Here is a 26,311-nt window from a genome sequence, read left to right as displayed (position 1 = left end):
GCTACGTTTCACCCGCCGATGTTCGTGGCAACCCGACCGTTTGGGGGGGTGGCCCCCCCCCCCCCCCGCCCCCCCCCCCGCGGGCCCCCCCCCCCGGGGGGCCCCCCCCCCCCCCCCCCGGCCGCCGCGCGGCGTTTCCGGTTCTCAGTCAGTGGGATAGTCGATCACCGGGCAGAGCACCCCGGCGTCCGGCGCGAGCATGGCGGCGATCCGCGCCGGCAGCTCGGCGAACCGCACGGCCGGTGCCAGCAGGGCATCGAGCCGGTCGTCGGCGAGCAGTCCCAGAGCCGCCTCGAGCCGCCGGCGATGGGTCCAGCGCGGCCGCCGCGACGGCGACACCTGGCCGACCTGGCTCGACCGCAGGGTCAGGCGCCGGCTGTGGAAGGCACCGCCCAGCGGCGCCGCGACGGGGCCGTCGCCGTACCAGCTCAGCTCCAGCACCATCGCCTCGAGCCCGGCGAGACCCAATGCCGTGGCGAGGCCGGCGGCGCTGGCGCTCGCGTGGACGACCAGGTCGCACTCGCCCAAGGCCTTGTCCGGCGACGCGAAATCGACGCCGAGCGCGGCCGCGAGACGGGCCCGGTCCGGGGCGATGTCGACCACCGTCACGGCGGCGCCCGGCAGCCGGGCGCACAGATACGCCACCAGCAGGCCGACCACCCCGGCCCCCACGACCGCGATGCGGTCGGCCGGACCGGCGCCCGCGTCCCACACGGCGTTGAGGGCCGTCTCCATGTTGGCGGCCAGCACGGCGCGCCGCGCCGGGACGGTCTCCGGCACCGGCACCACGGCGTCGGCCGGCAGCACGAAGCGGGTCTGGTGCGGATGCAGCGTAAAGACCGTGCGGCCGACCAGATCCGGCCGGCCGGCTTCGACGTATCCCACCGTGGAATAACCGTATTTCACCGGGAAAGGGAATGCCCCGGCCATCCACGGCGCGCGCATGCGGTCGTGCTCGGCCGGCGGCACCCGGCCGGCCAGCACCAGCCGCTCGGTGCCGCGGCTGAGGGCGCCGTGGCGGGCCCGCACCAGCACCTCCCCCGGGCCGGGGGCGGGCAGGGGCTCGGAACGGATCTCGGTGCGGCCGGGCGCGACGGTCCACAGCGCGTCGGCCGGGGGAGGGAAGGGCGGGGCGCTCGGGTCTCGGGTCACTCGCACATCCGTTATTGGACCGGGGATCGGACGCACCGCTATACCCGCGCGCGGTGCATCAGGGCAGGGGGACTGCATGTCGGCAGAGGCGGTCGCGGCCGAACCCTCGGACGCACAACGCAGTTTTCCGGTCGCAGGTCGCCGCGCCCTGTTCGCCGGACTGGTCGCGGCGACCATGGCGGGCCTGCTGGGGCTGGCCGCCGCAGCCCTGTCGCCCGGAGGGCTGTCGCTCCTCGATCATCTGCTGCTCGTCCTGTTCGGCCTGACGCTGCCCTGGACCGTCATCGGATTCTGGAACGCCGTCATAGGCTTCCTGATCCTGCGGGTCGCCGGCGACGCGGTCGCGACGGTGCTGCCGGCGGCCGCCCGGGTGTCGCCGACCGCCCCGATCGCCGGCTCGACCGCGATCCTGGTGTGCATCCGCAACGAGGCACCGGAGCGGATCGTGCGCGGCCTGCGGCCGCTGCTCGACGGGCTGGCCGCGAGCGGCCTGGGCGACCGCTTCCACGCCTATATCCTGAGCGATACCAGCGACTTGGCCATTGCCGCGGCGGAGCGGGCGGCGTTCGCGCAGCTCGCTGCGGCGTTCGACGGCCGCCTCGGCCTGACCTGGCGGCGCCGCACCGACAATGCCGGCTTCAAGGCCGGTAACATCGCCGATTTCTGCAACACCTACGGGCATCTGCACGACTACGCCGTGACCCTCGACGCCGACAGCGTGATGCCGGCCGAGGCGGTGCTGCGGCTGGTGCGGATCGTCGAGGCGGACCCGAAACTCGGTATTCTTCAAGGTCTTGTGATCGGCCGCCCGGCCACCAGCGGGTTCGCGCGGCTGTTCCAGTACAGCATGCGGCTCGGCATGCGCTCCTACACGGTCGGCAGCGCCTGGTGGCAGGCGGACTGCGGCCCGTACTGGGGCCACAACGCGGTCCTCCGGCTCAAGCCCTTCATCGCGCACTGCGAATTGTCGGCGCTGCCGGGCACCGGCCCGCTCGGCGGGCACGTGCTGAGCCACGACCAGATCGAGGCCGTGCTGATGCGCCGGGCCGGCTTCGAGGTCCGCGTGCTGCCCGAGGAAACCCTTGGATTCGAAGAGAATCCGCCGACCCTGATGGAGTTCGTCCGGCGCGACCTGCGCTGGTGCCAGGGCAACATGCAGTACTGGCGCTTCCTCGGCCTGCCGCGCCTGAAGCCGGTCAGTCGCTACCAGCTTCTCTTTGCGATTCTTATGTTTTTCGGCTCGCCCGCATGGGTGGGGCTCACCGTGCTGGGGCCGCTGGCGGCCGCCTTCGGCGACGGGATCGCGGCCGGCCCGGCCCTGGCGCTGTTCTGGATCCTGCTGCCGATGTGGTTCGCGCCGCAGCTCGCGAGCCTCCTCGCCATGCTGACAAGGCCTTCCGGCGCAAGGGATTTCGGCGGCGGCCCGCGACTCGTCGCGAGCGCCGTCGCGGCGATGGCATTCATGCAGCTGCTCGTGCCGATCATGTGGCTCGCCCACACCATCTTCTTGATCCGGCTGGGATTCGGGCGCGGGATCGGGTGGGCCGCGCAGGCCCGCGACGACCATGCGGTGCCGCTCGCCACCGCGCTGCGCCTGCTGTGGCCCCAGACGGTCCTCGGCGCGGCGGTGCTTCTCCTTGTTTTTGTTACGGTTCCGGCCGCGCTGCCCTATGCCGCCGTGATCGCGCTGGGGCCGGCGCTGGCGGTGCCGCTGGCCGCGATCACGGCCGCCCCGTGGTTCGGCCGGCTGCTGGCGGCCGGCGGGGTCTGCCGGCTGCCGGAGGAGCGCGACCCGCCGGCGGTGCTGCGGGCGCTGGCGGCCGCCTCGTCCTCGTCCTCGTCCTCGTCCTCGCCGCCCTCGTCGTCCCCGCCGTCGTCCTCGTCGTCGCCCCCCTCCCTCGTCGCCTCGCCTCCGGCCGTCGGGCTCCCGTCATGCTCCAGCGCCTCCGCACCCTGACCGGGGTCCTGGCCTCGCTGCGGACCTATCACGGTCGGCGCGGCCACCGCGACGGGCTCGACCGGCTGTATTCCGGCTTCGTGTCGACAGGCGACCTGGTGTTCGACATCGGCGCCCATGTCGGCGACCGGGTGGCGGCGTTCCGCCGGCTCGGCGCCCGGGTGGTGGCGGTCGAGCCGCAGCCGCAGCTCGTCACCGTGCTCGAGGTGCTGTACGGGCGCGACCGCGCCGTGGCGATCGAGCCGGTGGTGATCGGCCGCACGGAAGGATTCGCCGAGCTGCTGATCAACACCCGCAACCCGACCATCTCGACGGCGTCGAAGGACTTCGTCGCCGCCGCGGCCGGCGCGCCCGGCTGGTCGCAGGAGCGCTGGACCGAGCGGCGCACCGTGGCGATGACGACGCTCGACGCGCTGATCGCCCGTCACGGCGTGCCGGCCTTCGTCAAGATCGACGTCGAGGGCTTCGAGGCCGAGGTGCTGCTCGGCCTGTCGCAGTCGGTCGCGGCGCTGTCCTTCGAGTTCACCACCATCCAGCGCGACGTCGCGCTCGCCGCGCTGGAGCGCTGCGCGGCGCTCGGATACGCCCGGTTCCGCGCGTCGCTCGGCGAGTCGCACGCCTTCGTGCACGCCGGCGATCAGGACGCCGCGGCGATGCGCGAGTGGATTCTCGGCCTGCCGCACGAGGCGAACTCCGGCGACGTCTATGCGGTCCGCTGACCCGCGGACGACCGCCGACCCGCGGATCGCCGTTCCGCCCGGCGGCCTCGCGCCGGAGCGCAGCGCCGCTCCGCTCGTCGCGATCGTGATCATCGCGCTCATCGGCGTCGCGCTGACGCTTCTCGTCTTCTGGCCCGGCGTGATGACCTACGACGCGCGCTTCGTGCTCGATGCGGCGCGCGCCGGCACCTATGGCGACTGGCAGTCGCCCGTGATGGCGTGGCTGTGGCGGCTGATCGATCCCGTGGCGCCGGGAGCGCGCGGCATGCTGCTGCTCGGCGCGGCGCTGTACTGGAGCGGCTTCGCCCTGGTCGGGGCGGCGCTGGCGCGGCGCACGCCGCGGCTCGGCGTGATCGCGGTGCTGCTCGGCTTCGCGCCGCCGGGATTCATGTTCCTCGGCATCCTCTGGCGCGACGTGCTGTTCGGCTGCGTCTGGCTGCTCGCCGCGGCGCTGGCGCTCGTTTCCGCATCGCCCCGGCGGAGAGCTTCGCAGAATTCGTCATTCCGGGACGACGCGGAGCGTCGGACCCGGAATCCAACCCAGAATGCCGAGTTCGGAGCTGGATTCCGGGTTCGCACCTTCGGTGCGCCCCGGAATGACGGACGATGCAACCCCCCCCGGCGGGGAGAGGTCGACGCGCGAAGCGCGGCGGGTGAGGGGGAGCCGAGGCCAGCCGTCAGCGCCGTAAACCCTCACCCCGGCCGCGGGCTGCGCTCGCGGCCGACCCTCTCCCTCGGGGAGAGGGTCGGAAGCGGCCGCCTCCTCCTCCGCCTCGCCGCGCTCGGCCTGATCGTGCTCGGCGTGCTCTTGCGGCCCAACGGGGTGTTCGCGGCGCCGGTGCTGGTCGCCTATGCGCTGTGGCCGGCGGCTTTTCATGCAAAGCGGGCGGTGCTGCTTTATATACCGACCGGGATCGCGCTGTTCGTCGTCCTGCAGCTCGTCTACTACGGCGCGCTGGGCGCGGCGCGCGAGCATCCGCAGCACTCGCTCGCGGTGTTCGATCTCGGCGGCATCACGCATTTCTCCGGCGAGGTGCGCCTGCCCGGCGAGTGGACCGCGGCGGAGCGCGCCCGGCTCGTGACGGACTGCTACGATCCCTATCTGTGGGACGCCTACTGGTACGGCCGCCCCTGCGCCTTCGTGATGGAGCGGCTGGAGCGGCGCGACGGCGTGTTCGGCACGCCGGTGATCGGCACGGCCTGGCGCGACGCGGTGCTGGCGCATCCGCTCGCCTGGCTGGCCCACCGGGCCGCCTTCACGACCCAGTTCCTGACGCAGGCGAACTTCACCCTGTGGGTGCTCGACCTCGACGACAAGACGCGCCTCGCACTGCCCGAGAACAGCGCCTTCGCGGCGATGCTGGCCGTGCACGACGTGCTGAAGCCGACGCCGCTGTTCCGGGCCGGCGCCTGGCTTCTCGCCTGCCTCCTGGTCGTCGGTTTCGCCTGGCGGCACCGCGGCACGCCGGCCGGCGCCTTCGCGCTGGCGGTGCCGGGCTCCGCCGTCCTCTACGTGGCGAGCTTCGCCCTGGTCGGCGTCGCGGCGGACTTCCGCTACGCGTGGTGGGCCGTTCCGGCCGCCCTGACCGGCGCCACGGCGCTCGCCGCCGCGCGCTGTGCCGGCTTGCGGGACGTTTCGTCCGAAGGTTGACGGACGGAACGGCGGGCACGCTGCGGCCGTTTGCATTGGGGCGCGCGACGGCGGATAAACGCTCCGACGACACCGATCGTCACGAGACCGAACCCCCGACGCGCCGCGCCCGACGGCCCCCGAACCGATGAGCATTCCGTTGTCCCCGCGGATCCGTCCCGCCGAGCCCGCGCCGGTCCCCGGCCTCGATACCGGCGCTGCGGCGCGCCGTCTCGCCATGCTGGCGCTGCCCGGCCTGCCGCTGGTGCATCCGGGCGACGATCTCGCCGGCCTGCTGGCGAGCGCCATCGAGGCGGCCGGCGGCGTCGCGCCCGGCGACGTGCTGGTGCTGGCCCAGAAGATCGTCTCCAAGGCGGAAGGCCGCTATGTCGACCTCGCGACCGTGACGCCGTCGGCCGAGGCCGAGCGGCTGTCCGTCGAGACCGACAAGGACGCCCGGCTCGTCGAGGTGATTCTCCGCGAGTCGCGCCGCGTCGTGCGGCACTCCAAGCACGTGCTGATCGTCGAGCACCGCTGCGGCTTCGTGATGGCCAATGCCGGCATCGACCGCTCGAATGTCGATCCCGTCGAAGGCAGCGACCCGGTGCTGCTGCTGCCCGAGGACGCCGACGCCTCGGCGGCGCGTCTGTCGCAGGCGCTCTCGGCGCGCTTCGGCCTCTCCGTCGCCGTCGTGATCAGCGACAGCTTCGGCCGCCCGTGGCGGCAGGGCACGGTGGGCGTCGCGCTCGGCGCCGCCGGCCTGCCGGCGCTGCGGGATCTCCGCGGCGAGCCCGACCTCTACGGCCGGCCGCTGCGCGTCACCGAGACCGGCTTCGCCGACGAGATCGCCGCCGCCGCCTCGCTGCTGATGGGGCAGGGCGCCGAGGGCCAGCCCGCCGTTCTGGTGCGCGGCCTCGTCCTCGACGGCCCCGACCGCCCGGCCGCGGATCTGATCCGCGGCGCGGGCGAGGATCTGTTCCGCTGATGGCCGCGACCGGCACCGTGGTCGCCCTGTCGGGCGGCATCGGCGGCGCCAAGCTGGCGCTCGGCCTGGCGCGCAGGCTGGCACCCGGCGCCCTCGCCGTGGTGGCCAATGTCGGCGACGACTTCTCGCATCTCGGCCTGCACGTCTCGCCCGACATCGACACGCTGGTCTACACGCTGGCCGGCCTCGCCGATCCGCAGCAGGGCTGGGGCCGCGCCGGCGAGACCTGGAGCTTCATGTCGGCGCTCGCCGAGCTCGGCGGGCCGAGCTGGTTCCGGCTCGGCGACGGCGACCTCGCCATGCATGTGATGCGCACCCACCGGCTGGCGCAGGGCGTGCCGCTGTCGCAGGTGACGGCCGAGGTGTGCGCCTCGCTGCGCATCGCCACCAGGATTCTTCCCGTCACCGACGATCCGGTGCGCACCCGTGTCAGGACCGACCAGGGCTGGCTCGACTTCCAGGACTGGTTCGTCGGCCATCGCGCGGCGCTGACGGTGCGCGAGCTCGCCTTCGCGGGCGCCGCCGAGGCGACGCCGCTGCCGGCCGTGCTCGCTGCGCTCGCCGCGCCCGATCTGCGTGCCGTCGTGATCTGCCCGTCCAACCCGCTGATCAGCATCGAGCCGATTCTCGTCGTGCCGGGGATGCGCGCGGCGCTCGCCGCCTGCAAGGCGCCGGTGATCGCCGTGTCGCCGCTGATCGGCGGCCGCGCCGTCAAGGGGCCGACCGCCGCGATGCTGACCGATCTGGGCGGCGCCGCCACGGCGGCCGCGGTGGCGGAGCGTTATCGCGACCTGCTCGACGGCTACGTGATCGACGAGGCCGACCGCGCCGCGCTCGACGCGCTGCACGTGCCGGCGATCGCCACCCGGACCCTGATGATCACCCTGGCGGATCGCGAGCGGCTCGCCGCCGACGTGCTCGCCTTCGCCGACCGCCTCGGAGCCAGCGCATGACCGCCACGAGACTGTGCGCCGTGGTGCCGATCAAGGGCGTCGTCGGCGCCAAGCAGCGGCTCTCCGCCGTGCTGCCGGCCGAGACCCGCAGCGCGCTCGCCATGGCGATGGCCGAGGACGTGCTCGAGGTGCTGGCGCAGGTGCCCGAACTCGCGCGCGTGCTGGTGGTGACGGCCGACGCCACCGCGGCGGCGCTGGCGCGCCGCTACGGCGCCGAGGTCACCGACGCGCATGCCGGCGAGGGCCACACCGGCGCCGTCACGGGCGCGGCCCGCCGCCTCGTCGCCGAAGGCTTCGGCATGATCACGCTGCCGGGCGACCTGCCGCTGCTCGTGCCCGCCGACGTGCGCCGCGTCATGGCGGCCCATCGCGCCGCGCCGGCCTTCACGATCGCGCCGGCCCGCGACTTGCAGGGCTCGAACGCGATCGTGTGCTCGCCCGCCGACGCGGTGCCGCTGCGCTTCGGCCCGGACAGCTTCTACCCCCATCTCGACGCCGCGCGACGGCAGGGGATCGAGCCGACCGTGGTCGAGGTGCCCGGCTTCGGCTTCGACATCGACGAGCCGCACGATCTCGCCGCCTTCGTGGCCCGCGGCGCGCAGACGCGCGCCGGCCGCCTGGTGGCGGATCTCGGCCCGGAGCTTTCGGCGCGGCTCGCGGCCATGGTCGAGCGCGAGGCGCCGCTGATGGAGGTGAGACGATGAGCGGAGCCCTCGATCTTCTGGCGCTGGCGCGCGCCCCCCGTCCGCTCGGCGACGACGAGGCGCGGCTGCTCGCCGGGATCGAGCCCGGCCCGACCCTGATGCGGGCCGCCGCGGCGCGGCGCGACGCCGCCTTCGGCGACCGCATCACCTACTCGCGAAAAGTGTTCATCCCGCTCACCCAGCTGTGCCGGGATTCCTGCCACTACTGCACCTTCGCGCATCCGCCGCGGCGCGGCGAGGCGGCCTATCTGACGCCCGACGAGGTGCTGGCGATCGCCCGCGCCGGCGTCGCCGCCGGCTGCCAGGAGGCGCTGTTCACGCTCGGCGACAAGCCGGAGCTGCGCTACCGCGCCGCCCGCGAGGAGCTCGACCGGCTCGGCCACGGAACGACGCTCGACTATCTGTTCGCCATGGCGGATCTGGTGCGGCGCGAGACCGGCCTCTTGCCGCATCTCAACGCCGGCACGATGACGGCCGACGAGATCGCGCGGCTGCGTGCCGTCTCGGTGTCGCAGGGCCTGATGCTGGAGACCGTGTCGGACCGGCTGATGCAGCGCGGCCTGCCGCATTTCGGCTCGCCCGACAAGCAGCCCGAGGTCCGGCTCGCCACCATCGCGGCGGCCGGCGCGGCGAGCGTGCCGTTCACGTCGGGCATCCTGATCGGCATCGGCGAGACGCGGGCCGAGCGCATCGTCAGCCTGCTGGCGCTGCGCGCCCTGCACGCGACGCACGGGCACCTGCAGGAGATCATCGTCCAGAATTTCCGCGCCAAGCCCGGCACCCGGATGGCCCACCATCCGGAGCCGGACGCGGCCGAGCATCTGTGGAGCGTCGCGGCGGCGCGGCTGATCATGCCGGCCGAGGTGACCGTGCAGGCGCCGCCCAATCTCGGCTCCGGCTATCTGCGCGCCCTCGTCGCCGCCGGCATCGACGACTGGGGCGGCGTCTCGCCGGTGACGCCCGACCACGTGAATCCCGAGAAGCCGTGGCCGCATCTCGAGGCGCTCGCCCGCGACACGGCGGCGGCCGGCAAGGTGCTGGTGGCGCGGCTCGCCGTGCACCGCCGCTACATCGCCGAGCGGGGGCGCTGGATCGACAAGGGCCTGCACACCGCGGTGCTGCGGGCGAGCGATTCGGAGGGCCTCGCGCGGGTCGAGACGTGGACGCCCGGCGCCAGCGCGGCGCTGCCGGCGCTGCCGGCGATCGGCCCGCGGGCGGGGTCGCTGGCGCCGATCCTCGCCCGCGCGACGCGCGGGACGGAGCTGAGCGAGGCCGAGATCGTGACGCTGTTCGGGGCGCGCGGCGAGGCCTTCGCCGAGGTGTGCAACACGGCCGATGCGCTGCGCCGCGACGTGAACGGCGACACGGTGAGCTACGTCGTCACCCGCAACGTCAACTACACCAACATCTGCTCGTACCGCTGCAGCTTCTGCGCGTTCTCCAAGGGCAAGACGACCGAGCACCTGCGCGGCAAGCCCTACGAGCTGGAGATCCCGGACGTCGTCGCGCGCTGCCGCGAGGCGTGGGAGCGCGGCGCCGTCGAGGTCTGCCTGCAGGGGGGCATCCATCCGGACTACACCGGCGACTTCTATGTCGCGCTCTGCCGCGCCATCAAGGCGGAGCTGCCCGACCTGCACATCCACGCCTTCTCGCCGCTGGAGACCTTCCAGGGCGCCCGGACGCTCGGGCTGACGCCGGCCGAGTTCCTGCCGATGCTGCGCGACGCCGGCCTCGGCACGCTGCCCGGCACCGCCGCCGAGGTGCTCGATCCCGAGGTGCGGGCGATCATCTGCCCCGACAAGGTGACGGTCGCGCAGTGGATCGAGGTGGTCGAGGCGGCGCACCGCAGCGGCCTCGCCACCACCGCCACCATCATGTTCGGCCATGTCGACCGGCCGGAGCACTGGGCCCGCCATCTGCTGCATCTGCGCCGCGTGCAGGAGCGCACGGGCGGGATCACCGAGTTCGTGCCGCTGCCCTTCGTCGCCATGGAGGCGCCGATCAATCTGCGCGGCCAGTCGCGGCTCGGCCCGACCTTCCGCGAGTCGGTGCTGATGATCGCAATCGGCCGGCTGGTGCTGCACGGGCTGGTGAAGAACATCCAGACCTCGTGGGTGAAGATGGGCGTCGAGGGCGCCCAGTACTGCCTGAACGCCGGGGCGAACGACGTCGGCGGCACGCTGATGAACGAGAGCATCACCCGCGCGGCCGGGGCGGCGCACGGCCAGGAGATGACGCCCGCGGCGCTCGAGGCGCTGATCCGCGGCGTCGGCCGCACGCCGCGCCAGCGCACCACGCTCTACGGCACCCCGCCGGCCGAGCGGATCGCCACCTCGCACGCCGCCGCCGCCCTGCCGCCGCTGACCACCGCGGTCGCCGCGGCGCGGTGAGTCACCCTGCTCCGCGGACCACGGGTGTCCGGGTTCTGACTCACCGAGCCGCCGCACGGCCTTTCTTCCCTCTCCCCTCGCGGGTCGCGCTCTCGCGCGACAAGAGGGTGCCCTTGCGAAGCAAGGGCGGGTGAGGGGGCGTGCCGCGCGCTCGGAACTCGTGGAGGCCCCCCTCACCGTCTCGGACCTTCGGTCCGAGCCACCCTCTCGTCGCGCCAGCGCGCGACCCACGAGGGGAGAGGGAAAGGCCCGAGGCGCACCGCCACGTCGCACGCCGCCACTGAGCACGGCGTCGGCCGCGGTTGCGCAAGACGGCGTGCGCAAGACACCGGATTCCCGCGCTTTCGCGGCGGGCGTATAGCGGTCTTCCAGCCGACCCCGCAGTTTCCCTCCCGGGTCGGAGAAGGATTCCCAACATGGTGTCAGGATCGGTATCGATCCTCTTGCTGGCGCTCGCGGTCGTCCTGATCGTGCTCGCCACCGGCAAGTGGAAGGTCAACGCGTTCGTCGTCCTGATCGTGATCGCCTTCGCCTATGGGCTGGCGATCGGCATGCCCGCGCTCGACGTCGTCAAGGCGGTGCGCGAGGGCTTCGGCGGGACCCTCACCTATATCGGCATCGTGATCGTGGCCGGCACGATCATGGGCTACATCCTGGAGAAGACCGGCGCCGCCCTGGTGATGACGCAGGCGATCCTGCGCATGGTCGGCCGCTCGCGCGCGCCGCTCGCCATGAACATCGCGGGCTACGTCGTCTCGATCCCGGTGTTCTGCGATTCGGGCTACGTGATTCTCACGCCCCTCAACAAGGCGCTCGCCGCCGAGACCAAGACCTCGATGGGCGTGATGGCGGTGGCGCTCGCCACCGGCCTCTACGCCACCCACACGATGGTGCCGCCGACGCCCGGCCCGCTCGCCGCCGCCGCGACGCTGGGCGCCGATCTCGGCATGGTCATCCTCTACGGCATGATCGTCGCGATCCCGTCCTCGCTCGCCGGCCTCGCCTGGGCGAGCCTGCTCGGCAAGAAGTACGACATCTCGCCCGGCGTCGAGGAGAGCTACAGCGACCTCATGGCGAAGTACGGCAAGCTGCCGTCGACCTTCATGAGCTTCCTGCCGCTGGTGCTGCCGATCGTGCTGATTCTCCTGAAGTCGCTCGCCGACTTCCCGACCCGGCCGTTCGGCAACGGCAATCTCAAGATCTTCTTCGACTTCATCGGCGATCCGGTGACGGCCCTGATGCTCGGCGTGGTCGCCAGCCTGTTCCTGGTGCCGCGCAAGGAGCTCTCGGTCGCGGTCGATTCGTGGATGGGCCAGGGCATCAAGGACGCCGCCATCATCCTCGCCATCACGGGCGCTGGCGGCTCGTTCGGCCGGGTGCTGGCCGCCTCGCCGATGAAGACCTTCATCGGCGAGAACATGGCGCAGCTGCCGCTCGGGCTGTTCCTGCCGTTCGCCATCTCGGCGGCGCTGAAGACGGCGCAGGGCTCGTCCACCGTGGCGATCATCACCACGGCCGCCATCATGGCGCCGCTGATGGGGACGCTCGGGCTCGACCCGGCCATCACGGCGGTCGTCATCGGCGCCGGCTCGATGGTGGTGTCGCACGCGAACGACAGCTACTTCTGGGTCGTGTCGCAGTTCTCCAACATGCCGGTGAACACCGCCTACAAGCTCTACACCTCGGCCACCCTGGTGTGCGGCCTGGTGGCCTTCCTGTTCGCCTGGCTGCTGTCGCTGGCCATCTGACCGGCGGCGGCTTCCGTCTACGGGGCAGGGCTTCCCTCTCCCCTCGCGGGAGAGGGTGGCTCGCCGCGCAGCGGCGAGACGGGTGAGGGGGGCCGCCACAGACTCGGACGTCGTGGCACGTCCCCTCACCCGCCCTCGCGTTCCGCGAGGGCACCCTCTTGTCGCGCGAGAGCGCGACCCGCGAGGGGAGAGGGTCGAACCGCGAGTCGATCGGCCGGAAAGCGGAGGGCAGGCCCATGCTCCGATCCCTGCTGCTGCGTCTGCACGAGCGCCTCGCCCTCAACGCCATGGCGGCCGGGGACTACGCGAAGGCGGAGCGCGCCTTCCGGCGCATGCAGGCGATCGAGGGCGACACGCGGCGGGTGCTGCACAATCTCGCGCTGGCGCGGCTCGCCCAGGGCGATCCGGCCGGCGCCGAGGCGGTGCTGGAGCGGCTCGTCGACGCCTGGGGCGCGGCGCCCGCGACGCTGCGGGCGCTGGCCGAGGCGGCCTATCTGGCGGGCGACCGCGAGCGGGCGCTGCGGCGCCTGCGCGCGGCGCTCGCCGATCCCGACTGCCCGGAGCGGGGCGTGCTGACGCGGCGCGCCGCGCTGTGCGAGGACGCCGCCGCCTATGCCAGGGCGATGGCCGGCAAGCGCGACTTCGCCGAGGGCACCGCGCGGCTCGCCGCCGGCGACGGCGACGCGGCGATCGCCGCCTTCCGGCGCGCCGCCGAGAACGACCCGACCGACTTCGTCGCCCTCAACAATCTCGGCACGCTGCTGATGAACCACGCCGGCGACCGCGCCGCCGCGGCGGCCGTGTTCGAGCAGGCGCTGGCGCTGTCCGACCAGCCGCTGGTGCGGCGCAACCTCGCCGCCGCCCGCGAGGCGGGCTGAGGCCGGCGGCCCGATCAGGCCCCGGTCAGTCCGGGGCGCGGCGAAGCCGCGAACCCGGACTCCAGCCAGGATCGCGGCGCGTGCCGCTGGATTCCGGGTTCGCGCGTTGTCGCGCGCGCCCCGGAACGACGGCCGATCGATCAGCCGCGTCCGGCCCGGGCCGCAGGCGCGCGGCGGGTCGGGAGCGGCTCACGACACGAAGGCGCATTTGGAGGCCGGGGTGCGGGTGTCCATGTCGCGGCCCCGGCTCGTGTGGTCGTCCGCCTCGGCGGCGCAGCCGAGCATGCGGGCGTAGAGGAAGATCGTGAACGCCGCCGTCTCCAGCCGGTCGCGGCCGAGCGCGCCGTCGCGGAACGGCCGCCACAGGAGCTTGAGCAGCAGCGCCGAGAGCAGCGCGTCGACGTTGACGCAGTAGACGTTGCGCGACAGTCCGGCGGCGAACAGCGCCTCGACGACGGCGTGATAGAACGCGTGGAAGACGTTGTACTCGCCGCGCCGCTCGTAGAGCTCGCGCACGAAGGCCTCGCGCGGATCGACGTTGACGGGCTTGTCCTTGAACACCGGGTGGTTGACGCCCGGGATCTTCTGCAGGCCGGAATTGCCGGCCTCCTTCTTCTCCGCCTTGTAGGCCTTGTAGGCGGCGGCGTAGTCCTTCGCCAGCGCGGCGAGGTCGATGCCGTGGTCGCGGTCGCCCGGATCGACGAGGCCGAGCGGCTCGAAGCGGTCGATCAGGAAGGCGATGCCCTCGTAGCCGTTGCCGCCGTGGGCGTAGCCGCAATGGCTCAGGAAGCCGAGCACCGCCTTGTTGAGCTGCACCCGCTCGGGCGACTCGGGGCCGTCCGACGAGACGGCGCCCTTGGCCCCCTGCGCCGTGATGGTGCCGGGGCCGTTGGAGAGCAGCAGCCCGATCAGGGTCTGGAAGGCGAACAGCGAATCGGCGTCGCCGTCGCGGCCGGTGAGCGCCTTGTAGGCGACGGCGCCGAGCGACGCCTCGCGGATCAGCGCCTCGTTCGAAACGCCGCAGAAGCCGTCCGGCGCATGCTCGCCGGCCTCGACCGAGGCGCCGATCATCACGCCGAACAGATGCAGCCACCACGGCAGCGTCTCGGCCGTGACGGGCGAGATGCGCTTGCGCATCAGCGGGCCCCAGGCGAGCGTCGCGGCGATGGCGGCGCGCGCCGCGTCGCCGGTCGGCGGACCCGGCAGGGTGGCGAGCCAGCGCACGAAGGGCGACTTCGCGCCGCGCGCCGCGACGCCGTCGATCAGCGCCGCGGCTATCGGATCGGGCACCGCGCCGACGAACAGGGCGCGGCTCTCCTCGGGCAGCGTCGCCGTGGTCACGTCGAAGCCGTCGTCGAGCACGCTCGGCAGGCCGGCATGGGCGAAGGCCTCGAGCAGCAGCCGCACCAGCCGCCGCGTGCCCTCGAACGGCTTCGGCCCGGCGATGGCGACGGCGGCGGCCAGCACGGCGTTGGGCGCGTTGCCGGCCTCGCGGGCGGCCTGCGCGGCGGCGAGCAGCGGCGTGCCGTGCAGGTTCAGGCTGGCGCCGACCAGCGTGTTGATCAGGGCGCGGTCGTTCGGGCCGCCGACCTGGCGCAGCAGCGCCAGCGCGACGTTCGCCTCGAACGGATGCTGGGCGGCGTCGAGCACCGAGACGCCGTTGAGCGTGGTGACCTGGGTCGCCGGATCCATCTGCGAGGCGCCCGAGGCGTCCTTCATGGCCTGGCGCGGGAAGGCGGCGCCGAGCTGGCGGTTGAGCCGGGCGATCTCGCGGCCGTAGGGCTCCATCGCCTCGACCACCGGGAGATCCAGCTCGGGCGGCAGCGGCAGCCCGAGGCTGGAGCCGAACCACGGCTTCAGATTGAGGTTCCCCTCCGGCTCGAAGTCCGGCAGGCAGGCGTTGGCCTGCATCACGGCGGTGAGCGCGTGGGTGATGTGGGCGATGTTGGTGACCACGGCGCCGCGCCGCGAGAAGACCGGCCGCTCCGGCGTGAACACGCCGTCGACGCCGAACTTCTCCATGAACCAGCGCTCCTTGGCGGCGGCGTCGTCGTCGCCGCCCGACATCGCGCCGGCGTGCCCCACCGGGCGCGTCAGCTTCGACTTCCAGCGGCCGACCACGCAGGCGACCACCGGCTTGGTGAAGGTCGCCTCCAGCTCGTAATGGCCGCCCGGCTCGACATAGAGCACGGCCGCCTTGCTGCGCATGTCGTTGGCGAGGCAGTAGGCGAACTCCGGCGCGGCGAAGTGGATGTAGACGTCCTTGCCGGACGAGATCAGCGTCGTGGTGCCCCATCCCGCCATGCGCAGATAGGTCGCCATCGTGGTGGTGAAGTTGCCGGAATTGGAGAAGATCGCGATCGAGCCGCGGCGCAGCGCCTCGCGTGGCGCGTCGCCGCCGAGCGCGCCGCCGATGCGCACCTCGTTCCACGAGTCGGCGACGCCGAGGCTGTTGCCGCCGAAGATGTCGATGCCGTGCTGCTGCCCCATCGCGCGGATTTCGCGCGAGTCGTGCACGGACATTTTTTCTGTGACGATGAAGATCTTGCGCAGCTCGGGATTGACCCGGATCAGCTCGGCGACGCCGTCGCGGGCGCCGGACGGCGGCAGGTAGATGACGCCGCAGTTGAAGCGGTGACCGTTCTCCAGGCCCTCGCGCACGTCGTTGTAGACCGGGATGCCGCCGAGCGAGGTCTTGAGCCACTGCCCCGAGCGGCCCGGCGAGGTGCCGAACACCACGTTGCCGCCCGAATAGACGTGGCCGACCGGGGTGACGTCCTTCGACTCGCCGCCGAGCACGTTGAGCACGCAGACCCGGTCGTGGCGCGACGCCACCTGGTCGAGCGACGAGATGCCCACGAAGTACTTGAAGGGGCCGATGCCGTCCTTGTGCATGGTGGTGTCCGTTGAGGATGCCGGGCGCATCGCGCGTCAGGCCGCCGTCGGCGAGGCGATCTTGAGGCTCTCGGCGACGAGGGCGCGGCCGCCGTCGCGCATCCAGGCGTCGGCCCGCTTGGCGTAGCCGATCACCTCGCTGATGTCGGAGTCGAAGCCGAAGATCCGGTAGGGCAGGCCGAGCGCCTCGACGGTGTCGCGCAGCGCGCCGAAGCCGCGGACCAGGTTGGGCCCGCCGCGCGCCGCGACGACGTAGAGCGGCGTCGGCCCGTTCTTGGAGAAATACTCGCGCAGCGCGTCGGCGATCGCCCGCAGCGTCTCGAAGATGTCGGTGTTGTTGGCCTTGCCGCCGACGATGAACAGCACGTTGGACTGGGCCAGCCAGTGCTTGAAGCAGATCGCCGCCACCTCGCGCATCTTGGCGTAGGGCGGGTTGCCGCCGAAGTCCGACGAGATGATGGCGAGGTCGCCGAGGATCTCCGACACCAGCGAGTTGGCGCCGCCCCCGAAGGTCGGCGCCAGGATGGTGCCGTGCGGGTTGATCACGTAGACGTCGCTCTGGCCCTGATAGGTGCGGAGCTGGTTGATCTCCTGCTCGAAGTCCGAGTAGTCGACGGCGAACAGATGGGCCGGCAGGCCGAGCCTGAGCCAGCGGCTGTCGTCGCGGTCGAAGCCGCACTTGAAGTCGCAGGCGACCGGGGTGAGGCGGCCGTCGCGCTCGGGGCGCATGCGGATCGGGTTCAGCTCCAGCGTCGTCATCCCGTAGCCGTGATAGAGCTCCCACATCTTCGGCAGGCTCTGCACCAGCGGCGAGATGATGGCGCTCGGCGCGTGCAGGGCGGAGAGCGCGTTCGCCACCACGAAGGCCTTGAGGCCGGTGAGCGAGTCGAACGGGATCTGCGCGACCTGGCTCTTGTCGAGCTCCTCGATGTCGACGCCGCCCTTGTGGGTGAGCGTCATGGTCGGGGCGCGGAAGCGGGTCGCGTCGGTGATCGAGAAGTAGACCTCGTGCTCGGCCGGCACCAGCCCCTCGAAGGTGACGCCGTTGGCCTTGAACCTGAAGCCGCCCGAGGTGAGCTCGGCGAAGTACAGCCGCTCCTTCTCCTTCAGCGCGGTCTTGAGGTCGCGGGCGATGCCGATCAGGCCGGCCTTGCCCTTCTTGCCGACGCCGCCCTTGAACACCGGCTTGATGACGATGCCGCCGTGCCGGTCGATCAGGCTCTTGATCTCGGCCTCGCTGGCCCCCGGCCCGAGCACCTCGGATGTGGGGAAGCCCGCGAACTGCAGGAGCTTGGAGCCGTAGAGCATGCCCGTGATCTGCATCGGTCGCTCCCGCGGTCCCGGCCGCGGCCGCGACCGGCCGCGGTCCTGAGATACCGGGCCGCTGTCCGGTTGTAGGCTCGCCCGCCGCGCTCGTCGATCCGGGGATACCCCATGTGGCGCACGAAAGCGCTGATGAAAATGCAGGCTCTCCTGCTGCGCCGCAGCAGCACCGTAGGGTGGGCAAAGGCGCGGAACGCGCCGTGCCCACGCGGTCGTGACCATGCGGTTATGACCGCGCGGGGCCGGACGGCGTGGGCACGGCGCGCCATCGGCGCGCCTTTGCCCACCCTACGGACTGCGGGCTGCCGAAACCAAGACGGCCGGGGCGCGGGCCCCGGCCGTCGACGGCGTGATCAGGCGAGCCGCGGATCAGTCGGCGTACTGGCCGGCCGCCTTGATGATCGGCGCCCAGCGGTCGATCTCGCTGATCAGCATCTTCTGGTGCACCTCCGGGGTGGCCCGCTCGGGGGCGACCGGCTCGGTGGTGATGTCGCGGAAGCGCTTGGCGAGCTCCGGGTCCTTCATGGCGGCGACGATGGCGTCCGACAGCTTCTTGACGACCTCCGGCGGCGTGCCCTTGGGCGCGTAGACGCCGTGCCAGACGCTGATCTCGAAGCCCTTCAGCCCGGCCTCGTCGGCGGTCGGCAGATCCGGGAATGTGCTCATCCGGGTCTTGGTGGTCACCGCATAGGCCTTCACCTGCTTGGAGGTGATCGGGCCCGTGGTGTTGGTCGCCTGGTCGCAGGTCATGTCGACCTGCTTGCCGAGCAGGTCGTTCATGATCGGGCCGTTGCCCTTGTAGGGCACGGTGGTCACCTGGGTCTGGATCGCGGTCTGGATCAGCATGCCGCACAGCTGCGAGGCGGCGCCGAGACCGGCATGGGCGTAGGTGACCTTGGTCCCGTTCGCCTTGATGTAGGCGATCAGCTCCTGGAGCGTGTTGGGCCCGAAGTCCGGGCGCGCGATGATGGTCTGCGGCGACTCGGTGACCAGGCCGAGCGGCACGAAGGCCGTCTTGGTGTCGTAGGGCAGCTTGCGATACAGGGTCGCCGCCGTCGACAGGCCGACGTGATGGATCAGCAGCGTGTAGCCGTCCGGCGCGGCGCGCGCCACCCGGGCCGACCCGATGGTGCCGCCGGCGCCCACCGCGTTCTCGATGATGATCTGCTGGCCGAGCACCTTCTGCATGCTGGCCGCGGTGATCCGCGCGATGGTGTCGGTCGGGCCGCCGGCCGCGAACGGCACCACGACGGTGATCGGACGATCGGGATAGGTCTGGGCCACGGCCGGCGTGGCTGCGAGAACCACAGCCGCGGCAATCGTCGACAAACGCATCTGCAAAGTCCTCCTTGCCCTTCTTTCCGGGAAGATCGAGCGGGCCGGAACCGGCCGCCGGGTCTGCAGGCTGGCGAGGAGTGATACCATGCGTTGCGAGCCCGCGCATGCACGCTCGCGTCCGACCAAACCCTTACGGGACAAAACGGTAGCGCGATCCGGACGATCTCGCGCGGGCGGTGTGGCACGTCGGGCCGGCACGCGGGCGGCGTGGGTGCGGGGCGAGGGGGACGCCAGCAGACGGTGAGACGGATTGCGCGGAGTGTGACGTAGAGCACTCGGTAGTCGGTCGTTCGCAACCGCAACGCGGCGCAAAGCTGAAGCCGAAGCGGCGCTGGATCCGGTGTGCCCTCGGCTTCCGAACCCGGCGAATTGAGGGCTCTGTCACCGTAATCCGGCCAAAACGCCTTCGCCGCCTTCGGCACGCCCGATCGCCTTCAATTTGAACGCCGTCGGAAACCGACGGATCTTTCCTCTCGCTGCCACAGGTCATCCTCGCAATGCCTGTCACAGAAATTACCGTGTCTCATCGCAGGGTGCAGTCCAGCGCTTTCACCGTATCACTGAACTGGACCTTCGAACGGACTTTCACGATCCGGCCGGCTCGGCAGCGGTCAAGTATCGATCCCCAGCAGAGATCCCGTCATCAGCTCTGACGACTCCGAATCGTCCCGCATTCATTCTTGCGAATACAAATCGCACGTGCGGTTTGGTGTTGTCGTCTTTTGCAGTCATCTCACATCGCAGCAGGCAAGGGCCGGCGGGGAGCCTCAAAGAAGCAGCGTCGGCGATACTTGCTATGTCCACCGCTCCATTTTCTGGAATTTCAAAGGGCACCTCAATTGCTCTTGCAACTGTACCGTCAATTGGATCTGCACGGTTTGGCACCAAGACTTCTATCGTGTGGGCACCGAACTCTTCGAGAGTTCGAAACGAAACACTTCCAGGACGCCAGGCAAATCCTTGCGCGACGTGTCGCTCCGTCCAATCGTTGAAGGGCTGTGTCAGCCCCCTGCAGATTACCGCAATCTGACCGTACGAAACTTCCAGTTCGAAGGACGTGATGCTCATGGTCAATCCATAATTATGATTCTGATACCCAATAGTTGGCCATCCGGAAAGCCACGGCACGCATACCGAGGCATGCGCCGGCGGACATGCTGTCTCGCGGATTAATTGGCCGAACACTGGCCCCCGTTTCTCCCTCTTCGAACATGGCGGGCGGACATTCATGGAGATGCTTACCGAGGATCTCGTCAAGACCACCAAGCGCCTCAGAACGTCACGTCCTTGCGCCGGCCCGATCGATTGTCGGCAGGCTCGGCTTCCCTGATCGAATCGCGCCGGGCGCGTGTTCTGCAGCTTCACCATGCACTTTTCGCAAGGGTCATCGGTGCCTCCCGAGGTCCAAGTCAGTCGGCGGATAATGCGGGGCTACGCCGGCGCGTTCTTCTCGCACTCAGCCGCTCGCAAAAATGGGGCGACCTTGGTGATCATTCATCCTGCGGCCCGCGAGCATGCATCCACTCGGGGAAAGCGTCATTTTCTGCATAGAATATGAGCAAGTCCCGCTTTTCTAGCTTTGTCGGGGAGCGCCCACCAAATGCCTCAAGCGCTTCCTTCGCAGCATGAACCTCCAGGAAGTAGGAATATCCCTTCTCCAGAAGGTCTTCGGGAGGCTTGGAATCCTCCTCCAACGCCGCCGTGATTGCAGCTGACGTTGCGGTCCATGGCTTCTTAGCGAAGATGCAAAGGTCGTCTTCCAATCCCTCCGGAAGACGATCAATCAGGGTCCCGAGATCCATGGGTCCGCCACCTTGCTGGTCCACCTTCATAGCTCGAATCCGTCAACTTTGTTGGTGTGCGGCAGGTGTCGCCATGGTCCACCGCTTATGCGGAGAGCGATGAACGAGTTGTCGCGTGCCGGGCCGATCCGGGAATTACGGTGACAGTGCACTCAATCTTGGTTGGGCGGATGACGGCCGGCCTCGGGCAGTCCTCATTGAACGCCCCGCCGCCGCAGTTCCGCGAAGCTGAAGCCGAAGCGGCTCCGGATCCGGTGTGCCCCCTCGGCTTCGGAGCCCAGCGGATTGAGTGCACTGTCACCGTAATCCCGTAATCCGATGAGCCGGAGAACGGGGAACTGGCCGAACGCCGACCGGGTCCAAAGATGATGACGCTGAAATAAACCCATGGTGTCTGCTCTGTTCAGACCAGGATGAGGGGATTGGCAACGACGCGCAGGCGCTCGACGTCGTTCAGCGCGTCGAAAAGCTCCGTCGACATGAACAGGACCTCGGCCGCGATCCGCTCATCCCGCCAAAGGTGAAGACCCGCGATGTCTCGGTGGCGCACGCTGAGCGGAACGCCGCAGGTTGATGGCGACGAATAGCGAGGATCCCCGGGATCCGAGCTGTGGTTCTTCCCGTCGGCAATGGCATCGACCAAGGTCGTGACATTGAGCATGTAGCGGCCGCGCTCGAGCACGGTCCCATTCGGGGAGTTGATTTCAACAGGAAAGAACTGGTGAACGCCTGGTTCGAAACGCTCGATGATGGCCTTCACCTTTTCCGTCACGCAGGGCTGCGACCCGTATGCGAATGTGAACTCCGGATCCTTCTTTTTCGATCGCTTCACCGCCTTGAGCGTGCGTTTCGGCAGGAGTTCCTCCTCGATCGGCCCCCCCAGCGCGGAGAACCAAAACCCCCCCCCGGTTTCCTCGTCGTGCTCCTCAGGGGGAAACTCGATGTAGGAGTATGGATCTCTTCCCGATCTCACTAGGCCCACCACGTATGGCATGGCTTGTCTCCTGTCTGGCTCGATGCTTAGTCGCCCGACGCACTGTGAAGCCGAAACGGATTCATGGAATATGCTTCGTTCAGCAAGCGCATCCCGGACGGAGGCGCACAGCGACATCCGCGTCTTGACTGCCCCTTTTCGCTTTCGAGGGACGACCACTCATTATAGTCCCCTCACTTCTCGGCCAGTCGCCCCACTCGTGAGATACTTCAGCTCCCGCTCCGCGAACACCTTCGCCTTGAGGTCCTTCACCATTTCTTCAGTGCCCCCGAACGGGGGATCACCTCGACCACCCCCAGGCGGTCGCCGGACTTCCAGTCCTGCGGGCGCATGCGGCTGGTGCCGCTCTTCAGTGCCGTAGCCACCGTAGCCCGGGTTGAGTGCAACGAAACCCGGGATCTGCGGCAGCGCCGACCCCAGCCGTCGCTTCGCTCCGCTCGGGCTACGAAGGAAGCCGGGCTACGGCTTGCTGCAAGCAGGTCATCCGCCCCGGCGGAGTCGTGGGATCCGTGCTTGCGGGCGGGGATTGACCGAGTGGCCACATGTAGCTACATTCGACCCATGAAAACCGTCTCGATCCGAGAGGCCAAGAACCGCCTCACCGAGCTCGCCCGCGCCGTCGAAGGCGGCGAAACGATCGTGGTGACGCGCAACGGTCGTCCCGTGCTCGACCTGGTCCCGCACCGGCAGCGGGGCGGGCTGAACCTCGCCGCTGGCGAAGCCTATCTGCTGGCCAAGGGAGTCGAGGAGCCGGTCCGGTTCATCGCCGACGATTTCGACGCGCCATTGCCCGAAGACGTGCTCTTGCATCCGCGGCCCGAGGATTGATGCGCGTCCTGATCGACACCCATGTCGTGCTGGCTCTGCTCCGGCGGAGCCTCGACCGGCAGTACCCCGGCATCGCGAGCCGTCTCGTCGATCCGGGGACCGTCGGCCATGTGAGCGTGGCGAGCCTTTGGGAAATCGCGATCAAGACCCGGCTCGGCAAGCTCGAGCTGGGAATGCTGCTCGACGACGTTGCCGGGTATCTCGAGGCGGTCGGCCTCACCTTGCTTCCGATCGAAGCCAGGCACGTGATCACGGCGGCCGAGCCGGAGCCCGAGACGCGCGATCCATTCGATCGGTTGTTGCTGGCGCAATGCCAAGTCGAAGACCTTCGGCTCGCGACCGTCGACCGAGCGCTCGTCGACCACCGCCTCGCGCTGAAGGCGTAGCGGCAGCGCGCCCTCTGTTCCGATGGCCTGCGAGGGCAACCCGACAATGGCCCGCATCGTCCTCACCGTGGGCGGCGACGCCCTCGGCACCATGCTGCTGTCGGGGATCGGCGGCGCGATCGGGGGGATGCTGGGCGGCCATGTCGGCGGCATGGTCGACCAGCAGCTGTTCGGCGGCACCGCCAAGCAGACGGTCGACGGCGCCCGCATGCGGGATCGCGGGTGCAATCGTCGGGCTACGGCTCGGTGATCCCGATGCTCTACGGCAAGGGCCGGCGAGGAGATCGCGCCCCAGGAAGCGCTCGCGGGCGACATCCTGCTGTTCGGGGCCGGCAAGGGACCGGCGCACCACTGCGCCTTCGTCGCGCCGGACGGCGGGTTGATCCACTGCCACCGTGAGGCGGGCAAAGTGGTCGAGCAGGCGCTGACCGACTGGTGGCGCGCCAAGCTGAGGCACGCGTTCCGGCTACCGCGAATCGTGGAGGGCGGGGTGTGAACCGAGGCGGACATCTTGTTGGGACCGCAAGATCGTGCTGCCGAGTTGGGCGGCGATTCGCGAACACCCTCCCGGATTGTGCACCGGGCTTTCGCGCGATAAACGGGCGTCAAATCAGCGTCTTAGGTTCGGCGGATACCCCCCGAATTTTCACATATGGACAAAATTCTCTCAGTCGCACAGGTGCAGCCAAGACTTGAAGCGTGTTAAAGTAGCCAATCGATCAGCCTTGTCGGCTGGGGGGGACTATATGGTGATCATTAAGAATATTCGTCAGCTGAAGGGGGCAGCAGTTCTCTCAGAGCGGACGAAGAAAACGCCAGAAATCGGATTTTCCCAATACAATCTCATTTACGGCTTCAATGGCTCAGGAAAGAGCACGCTGTCGCGCGTGTTCGCAGCGCTGCAAAAGGGAAGTCGTCCGGAGGGATTGCCCTTAGACTGCACTTTCGAAGTCGAAATGACCGACGGTACAGTCTACGCCTGCCCCGATAAACTGGCGGGGCTTGAAACGCGAGTGTGTGTTTTTAACACAGATTTCGTGGAGGAGAACCTACACTGGGCCGATGGCAAGGCTAACCCAGTGTTCACAATCAGCGCCGAGCAAGGCGAGGCGGTGAAAAAGCTCGCAGCATTGGAGGGGGTACGACCAAGCGCGAATTCGACTCTCGCTGCTGAAGAGAAGGTGTTGTCCGAAAGGGACAAGGCGTTTGCCACCTACAAACGCGAGCGCGCCCGTACGATATCCGAGCGCCTACGTCAAACAGGTCGCAAGTATGAAGCTACTCAGCTCGTCGATGATTACAAAAAGCTCGTATTTGACGAACAATCCATTCTGAGTGACGCCGCGCTCAATGCAGCGACTGACGCATGCGCACGCGCCGAGCCGTTTCCAAAAGTTAGCCTCGTCGAAATGCCGGTGGCTGCTGTCCTCGGGGCCGTCACGTCCGCAATTGAACTCTGCCCGAAAACGATCGGCAGCGTCGTGGTCGAGGGGCTCGATAGACATCCGTCGATGGTAACATGGGTGAAAGTCGGCCATGACTATCATGTTGATAATAAACTATCCTCTTGTCTTTATTGTGGGAGTGAAATTTCAGAGGAGCGACGCGAGCTTCTGAGTTGCGCTTTCGATGATACGGTTGCGAGCTTCATTGAGCAGCTTGAAATCGAAGATGAGCGCGCACGGAAGACTGCCGAGGCCTTGAGACTTGCTGCCGCGTCGCTCCCGAAAGAAGAACAATTCTCGGCAGAAATCCGTGTTCAATACGCAGAGGCGGTCGCGAACCTCTTACTGCAAGTCGATGTAGTATCGTCGGCACTTGGAAAGGCTATTGCGGGCCTGTCTGTCCGGCGCGGTGCTCCGACCGCCCCGGTCGAGACTGGACTGCCTACCCTAAAAGAGGTTCAAGAAACGAAACGGCAGTTCGAAGCCGCCGTCGCCGTAGTTAATGCGCTCTGCGAGCAGCATAACAGCATGGTGGACGACTTCACTCGGCATCAGGAAGAGGCTCGTATTTCGATCCGCAGGCATTTCCTCGCTGATGGTGCTGACGCCTACAACACGCACATTCAGGAGTGTAAGGCCGCGAGAGAGGCTGTTGATAGCGCAAAAACATCTATTTTGAAGCTAGAAGACGAGATTGCCGGACTGAGGGCGAAAGTACAGCAGCATGGACCAGCAGCCAGTAAAATTAACGAGCTTGTAAAAGCGTATCTCGGGCATGGAGAGCTCACCATTGCTCCGGTCGATAGAGGGTATGAATTGCATCGTAGGGGCAATCTCGTCAAAGGCTCTCCAAGCGAGGGAGAGAAGACAGCGATTGCGCTTTGTTATTTTCTCTCGACGCTAGAGGCGGACGGAAAGAAGGCTGGTAAACTGATTGTGATAATCGATGATCCAATATCAAGTCTTGATACTAAAGCCATGAATTATGCTTGCGCTCTCATTCGGGGCCGCCTCAGCAATGTCGCTCAACTGCTGGTGATGACGCACAACCAGCATTGCATGAATGAATTCAAGAAGGCGTGGAAGGGGCTAGCGCGGGCGGAGCCGCCAAAGGTACCGAAGGCCCGACTACTCTACATTGACGTGACAGTTCCGAACGGGAGCAATAACCGTTCGGCTTCAATTGTGGAAATGTCCTCTCTGCTGCGCGAATACGATTCAGAGTACCATTTCCTCTTCCAGAAGGTGCTGCAGTTCGAAGCGGCGGGAGGTGGCCAATTTGAATATGCGTTTATGATGCCGAACGTGCTACGCCGTGTGATCGAGGTTTTCCTTGCTTTCAAAATCCCTCGAAACGGCAATATCAATGACAAGCTCGCGGAGCTTTGCAGGAACAATCCGGCCCTGGACCCGGCGCGTATGAGTGCACTTGAGCGGCTGTCCCAAGTGGAGTCTCACTCCGACAATCTCGATGACCTGATCAGTCACTCTTCGATGACGGTTGAGGAGGCGAGGGACGCAAACGCTGCCCTCTTGTTCCTAATGGCCCAGAGTGACCCTGAACATCTTGCGGGCCTCCGGAAATACTGCAAGCCATGACGACGTGCGGCTTGCCTATCCCACTACTTCGAAGCCAAGGCGGTCGCATAATTGTCGTCAGCCTCAATGACCTCGACTTCGGCAAGCGCGGTACGCTCCGGACCGGGTTCGCAACATGCTGCTGCCCGGCCTCGGCGGGGCGATCGGGCGGATGCTGGGCGGCTATGTCGGCGGCATGGTCGACCAGCACCTGTTCGGCGGCACCGCGAAGCAGACGGTCTACGGCGGCCGCATGCAGGATCTGCGGGTGCAGTCGTCGGGTTCCGGTTCGGTGATCCCGATGCTCTACGGCAAGGGCCGGCTCTCGGCGAACGTGATCTGGATGCGCGGCTTCGAGCTGCGCCCGCTACCATAGACAACGGGTCCGCCTCGGGTGCGTGTGCGATCACACCGACGGCCCTGAACCCTGACCGTCATCCTGAGGGGCCCGGCACCCGGGTCCGCGCGTCGCGCGGCCCGAGTGTAAACTCCGCCGGGCCTCGAAGGATGCGTAAGCGTCGTTTTGGCCCCACCTTCTTCGGGGGTTCGTGAGGGCGGAGGGTGCCGATCATCGAGGTCTGAATCGGAGATCGGCTTGTGTCTAAA

At 68.8% G+C, this 26,311-nt stretch carries 21 protein-coding genes; 14 read left to right on the top strand and 7 right to left on the bottom strand.

Translation table 11 applies throughout. The annotated features are described in order from the left end of the window. Positions 1–144: 144 nt before the first annotated feature. Positions 145–1,152 carry an MDR/zinc-dependent alcohol dehydrogenase-like family protein gene (locus J2S22_RS30250; RefSeq protein ID WP_272776865.1) on the bottom strand — a complete coding sequence of 336 codons (1,008 nt, stop codon included), beginning with the start codon at positions 1,150–1,152 and terminating at the stop codon, positions 145–147. Positions 1,153–1,228: 76 nt separating this feature from the next. On the opposite strand from J2S22_RS30250, the gene mdoH reads away from it, so the two are divergent. From mdoH to J2S22_RS30205, 9 genes are all read left to right on the top strand, one after another. Then, complete coding sequence (mdoH, locus tag J2S22_RS30245; protein WP_272776864.1) at positions 1,229–3,109, top strand: glucans biosynthesis glucosyltransferase MdoH; 1,881 nt, start codon at positions 1,229–1,231, stop codon at positions 3,107–3,109. Beyond that, positions 3,085–3,828, top strand: a complete 744-nt coding sequence (locus tag J2S22_RS30240; protein ID WP_272776863.1) for an FkbM family methyltransferase — start codon at positions 3,085–3,087, stop codon at positions 3,826–3,828. Before mdoH ends, J2S22_RS30240 begins: the two co-directional genes overlap by 25 nt. Then, complete coding sequence (locus J2S22_RS30235; protein ID WP_272840358.1) at positions 3,815–5,479, top strand: hypothetical protein; 1,665 nt, start codon at positions 3,815–3,817, stop codon at positions 5,477–5,479. The genes J2S22_RS30240 and J2S22_RS30235 overlap by 14 nt, the downstream gene beginning before the upstream one ends. A 217-nt stretch (positions 5,480–5,696) precedes the next feature. Further along, positions 5,697–6,443, top strand: a complete 747-nt coding sequence (gene cofE / locus J2S22_RS30230) for a coenzyme F420-0:L-glutamate ligase (RefSeq protein ID WP_272780501.1) — start codon at positions 5,697–5,699, stop codon at positions 6,441–6,443. Continuing rightward, the gene (cofD, locus tag J2S22_RS30225) at positions 6,443–7,396 is read left to right on the top strand and encodes a 2-phospho-L-lactate transferase (RefSeq protein WP_272780499.1); all 954 of its coding nucleotides are present in this window, start codon (positions 6,443–6,445) and stop codon (positions 7,394–7,396) included. The genes cofE and cofD overlap by 1 nt, the downstream gene beginning before the upstream one ends. After that, positions 7,393–8,100 (top strand): 2-phospho-L-lactate guanylyltransferase, encoded by a 708-nt coding sequence (gene cofC, locus J2S22_RS30220; protein WP_272780498.1) that lies wholly within the window; start codon positions 7,393–7,395, stop codon positions 8,098–8,100. The genes cofD and cofC overlap by 4 nt, the downstream gene beginning before the upstream one ends. Next, entirely contained in the window at positions 8,097–10,490 is a 2,394-nt protein-coding gene (gene cofH, locus J2S22_RS30215) for a 5-amino-6-(D-ribitylamino)uracil--L-tyrosine 4-hydroxyphenyl transferase CofH (protein ID WP_272780497.1), read from the top strand. Before cofC ends, cofH begins: the two co-directional genes overlap by 4 nt. 416 nt (positions 10,491–10,906) lie before the next feature. Continuing rightward, entirely contained in the window at positions 10,907–12,238 is a 1,332-nt protein-coding gene (locus J2S22_RS30210) for a GntP family permease (protein ID WP_272780496.1), read from the top strand. Between the two features lie 236 nt (positions 12,239–12,474). After that, on the top strand, positions 12,475–13,116 hold the full coding sequence (locus J2S22_RS30205) for a tetratricopeptide repeat protein (protein WP_272780495.1): 642 nt from the start codon (positions 12,475–12,477) through the stop codon (positions 13,114–13,116). Between the two features lie 189 nt (positions 13,117–13,305). Here J2S22_RS30205 and J2S22_RS30200 read toward each other — a convergent pair whose 3' ends face one another. The 6 genes from J2S22_RS30200 to J2S22_RS30175 all read right to left on the bottom strand — a co-directional run bounded on the left by J2S22_RS30200 (position 13,306) and on the right by J2S22_RS30175 (position 21,468). Further along, on the bottom strand, positions 13,306–16,011 hold the full coding sequence (locus tag J2S22_RS30200; protein WP_272780494.1) for a CoA-binding protein: 2,706 nt from the start codon (positions 16,009–16,011) through the stop codon (positions 13,306–13,308). Positions 16,012–16,047: 36 nt separating this feature from the next. Continuing rightward, a complete protein-coding gene (locus J2S22_RS30195; RefSeq protein ID WP_272780493.1) occupies positions 16,048–17,334 on the bottom strand; it encodes an ATP citrate lyase citrate-binding domain-containing protein in 1,287 nt (428 codons plus the stop codon). A gap of 369 nt (positions 17,335–17,703) precedes the next feature. Continuing rightward, positions 17,704–18,669: a tripartite tricarboxylate transporter substrate-binding protein gene (locus J2S22_RS30190; protein WP_272780492.1), complete on the bottom strand. Its 966-nt coding sequence runs from the start codon at positions 18,667–18,669 to the stop codon at positions 17,704–17,706. A 588-nt stretch (positions 18,670–19,257) separates the two neighbouring features. Continuing rightward, on the bottom strand, positions 19,258–19,740 hold the full coding sequence (gene comJ / locus J2S22_RS30185) for a competence protein ComJ (protein ID WP_272780491.1): 483 nt from the start codon (positions 19,738–19,740) through the stop codon (positions 19,258–19,260). 422 nt (positions 19,741–20,162) lie between these two features. Next, positions 20,163–20,474: a hypothetical protein gene (locus J2S22_RS30180; RefSeq protein ID WP_272780490.1), complete on the bottom strand. Its 312-nt coding sequence runs from the start codon at positions 20,472–20,474 to the stop codon at positions 20,163–20,165. 403 nt (positions 20,475–20,877) lie between these two features. Beyond that, positions 20,878–21,468: an imm11 family protein gene (locus J2S22_RS30175; RefSeq protein WP_272780489.1), complete on the bottom strand. Its 591-nt coding sequence runs from the start codon at positions 21,466–21,468 to the stop codon at positions 20,878–20,880. 561 nt (positions 21,469–22,029) lie between these two features. Here J2S22_RS30175 and J2S22_RS30170 point away from each other — a divergent pair. The 5 genes from J2S22_RS30170 (at position 22,030) to J2S22_RS30150 (ending at position 26,081) form a co-directional block, all read left to right on the top strand. Continuing rightward, a complete protein-coding gene (locus J2S22_RS30170) occupies positions 22,030–22,296 on the top strand; it encodes a type II toxin-antitoxin system Phd/YefM family antitoxin (RefSeq protein WP_272780488.1) in 267 nt (88 codons plus the stop codon). Next, the gene (locus tag J2S22_RS30165) at positions 22,296–22,682 is read left to right on the top strand and encodes a type II toxin-antitoxin system VapC family toxin (protein ID WP_272780487.1); all 387 of its coding nucleotides are present in this window, start codon (positions 22,296–22,298) and stop codon (positions 22,680–22,682) included. The genes J2S22_RS30170 and J2S22_RS30165 overlap by 1 nt, the downstream gene beginning before the upstream one ends. Before the next feature lie 46 nt (positions 22,683–22,728). Beyond that, complete coding sequence (locus J2S22_RS30160; protein WP_272780486.1) at positions 22,729–22,932, top strand: hypothetical protein; 204 nt, start codon at positions 22,729–22,731, stop codon at positions 22,930–22,932. A 496-nt stretch (positions 22,933–23,428) separates the two neighbouring features. Next, positions 23,429–25,726, top strand: a complete 2,298-nt coding sequence (locus tag J2S22_RS30155) for an AAA family ATPase (RefSeq protein ID WP_272780485.1) — start codon at positions 23,429–23,431, stop codon at positions 25,724–25,726. A gap of 115 nt (positions 25,727–25,841) precedes the next feature. Further along, positions 25,842–26,081 carry a hypothetical protein gene (locus J2S22_RS30150; protein WP_272780484.1) on the top strand — a complete coding sequence of 80 codons (240 nt, stop codon included), beginning with the start codon at positions 25,842–25,844 and terminating at the stop codon, positions 26,079–26,081. Positions 26,082–26,311 lie beyond the last annotated feature (230 nt).

The sequence above is a fragment of the Rhodoplanes tepidamans genome (assembly GCF_030813915.1).
GTDB lineage: Bacteria > Pseudomonadota > Alphaproteobacteria > Rhizobiales > Xanthobacteraceae > Rhodoplanes > Rhodoplanes tepidamans.
This window is presented reverse-complemented; position numbering and strand designations above follow the sequence as displayed.

Coding starts and splice junctions, on each gene's coding strand:
- J2S22_RS30200 (WP_272780494.1), bottom strand. CDS start 16,011: ATGCACAAGGACGGCATCGGCCCCTTCAAGTACTTCGTGGGCATCTCG.
- J2S22_RS30190 (WP_272780492.1), bottom strand. CDS start 18,669: ATGCGTTTGTCGACGATTGCCGCGGCTGTGGTTCTCGCAGCCACGCCG.
- J2S22_RS30150 (WP_272780484.1), top strand. CDS start 25,842: ATGCTGCTGCCCGGCCTCGGCGGGGCGATCGGGCGGATGCTGGGCGGC.
- cofD (WP_272780499.1), top strand. CDS start 6,443: ATGGCCGCGACCGGCACCGTGGTCGCCCTGTCGGGCGGCATCGGCGGC.
- J2S22_RS30195 (WP_272780493.1), bottom strand. CDS start 17,334: ATGCAGATCACGGGCATGCTCTACGGCTCCAAGCTCCTGCAGTTCGCG.
- J2S22_RS30165 (WP_272780487.1), top strand. CDS start 22,296: ATGCGCGTCCTGATCGACACCCATGTCGTGCTGGCTCTGCTCCGGCGG.
- J2S22_RS30205 (WP_272780495.1), top strand. CDS start 12,475: ATGCTCCGATCCCTGCTGCTGCGTCTGCACGAGCGCCTCGCCCTCAAC.
- J2S22_RS30175 (WP_272780489.1), bottom strand. CDS start 21,468: ATGCCATACGTGGTGGGCCTAGTGAGATCGGGAAGAGATCCATACTCC.
- J2S22_RS30155 (WP_272780485.1), top strand. CDS start 23,429: ATGGTGATCATTAAGAATATTCGTCAGCTGAAGGGGGCAGCAGTTCTC.
- J2S22_RS30170 (WP_272780488.1), top strand. CDS start 22,030: ATGAAAACCGTCTCGATCCGAGAGGCCAAGAACCGCCTCACCGAGCTC.
- J2S22_RS30210 (WP_272780496.1), top strand. CDS start 10,907: ATGGTGTCAGGATCGGTATCGATCCTCTTGCTGGCGCTCGCGGTCGTC.
- cofC (WP_272780498.1), top strand. CDS start 7,393: ATGACCGCCACGAGACTGTGCGCCGTGGTGCCGATCAAGGGCGTCGTC.
- mdoH (WP_272776864.1), top strand. CDS start 1,229: ATGTCGGCAGAGGCGGTCGCGGCCGAACCCTCGGACGCACAACGCAGT.
- comJ (WP_272780491.1), bottom strand. CDS start 19,740: ATGAGCATCACGTCCTTCGAACTGGAAGTTTCGTACGGTCAGATTGCG.
- J2S22_RS30160 (WP_272780486.1), top strand. CDS start 22,729: ATGGCCCGCATCGTCCTCACCGTGGGCGGCGACGCCCTCGGCACCATG.
- J2S22_RS30180 (WP_272780490.1), bottom strand. CDS start 20,474: ATGGATCTCGGGACCCTGATTGATCGTCTTCCGGAGGGATTGGAAGAC.
- J2S22_RS30240 (WP_272776863.1), top strand. CDS start 3,085: ATGCTCCAGCGCCTCCGCACCCTGACCGGGGTCCTGGCCTCGCTGCGG.
- cofH (WP_272780497.1), top strand. CDS start 8,097: ATGAGCGGAGCCCTCGATCTTCTGGCGCTGGCGCGCGCCCCCCGTCCG.
- J2S22_RS30235 (WP_272840358.1), top strand. CDS start 3,815: ATGCGGTCCGCTGACCCGCGGACGACCGCCGACCCGCGGATCGCCGTT.
- cofE (WP_272780501.1), top strand. CDS start 5,697: ATGCTGGCGCTGCCCGGCCTGCCGCTGGTGCATCCGGGCGACGATCTC.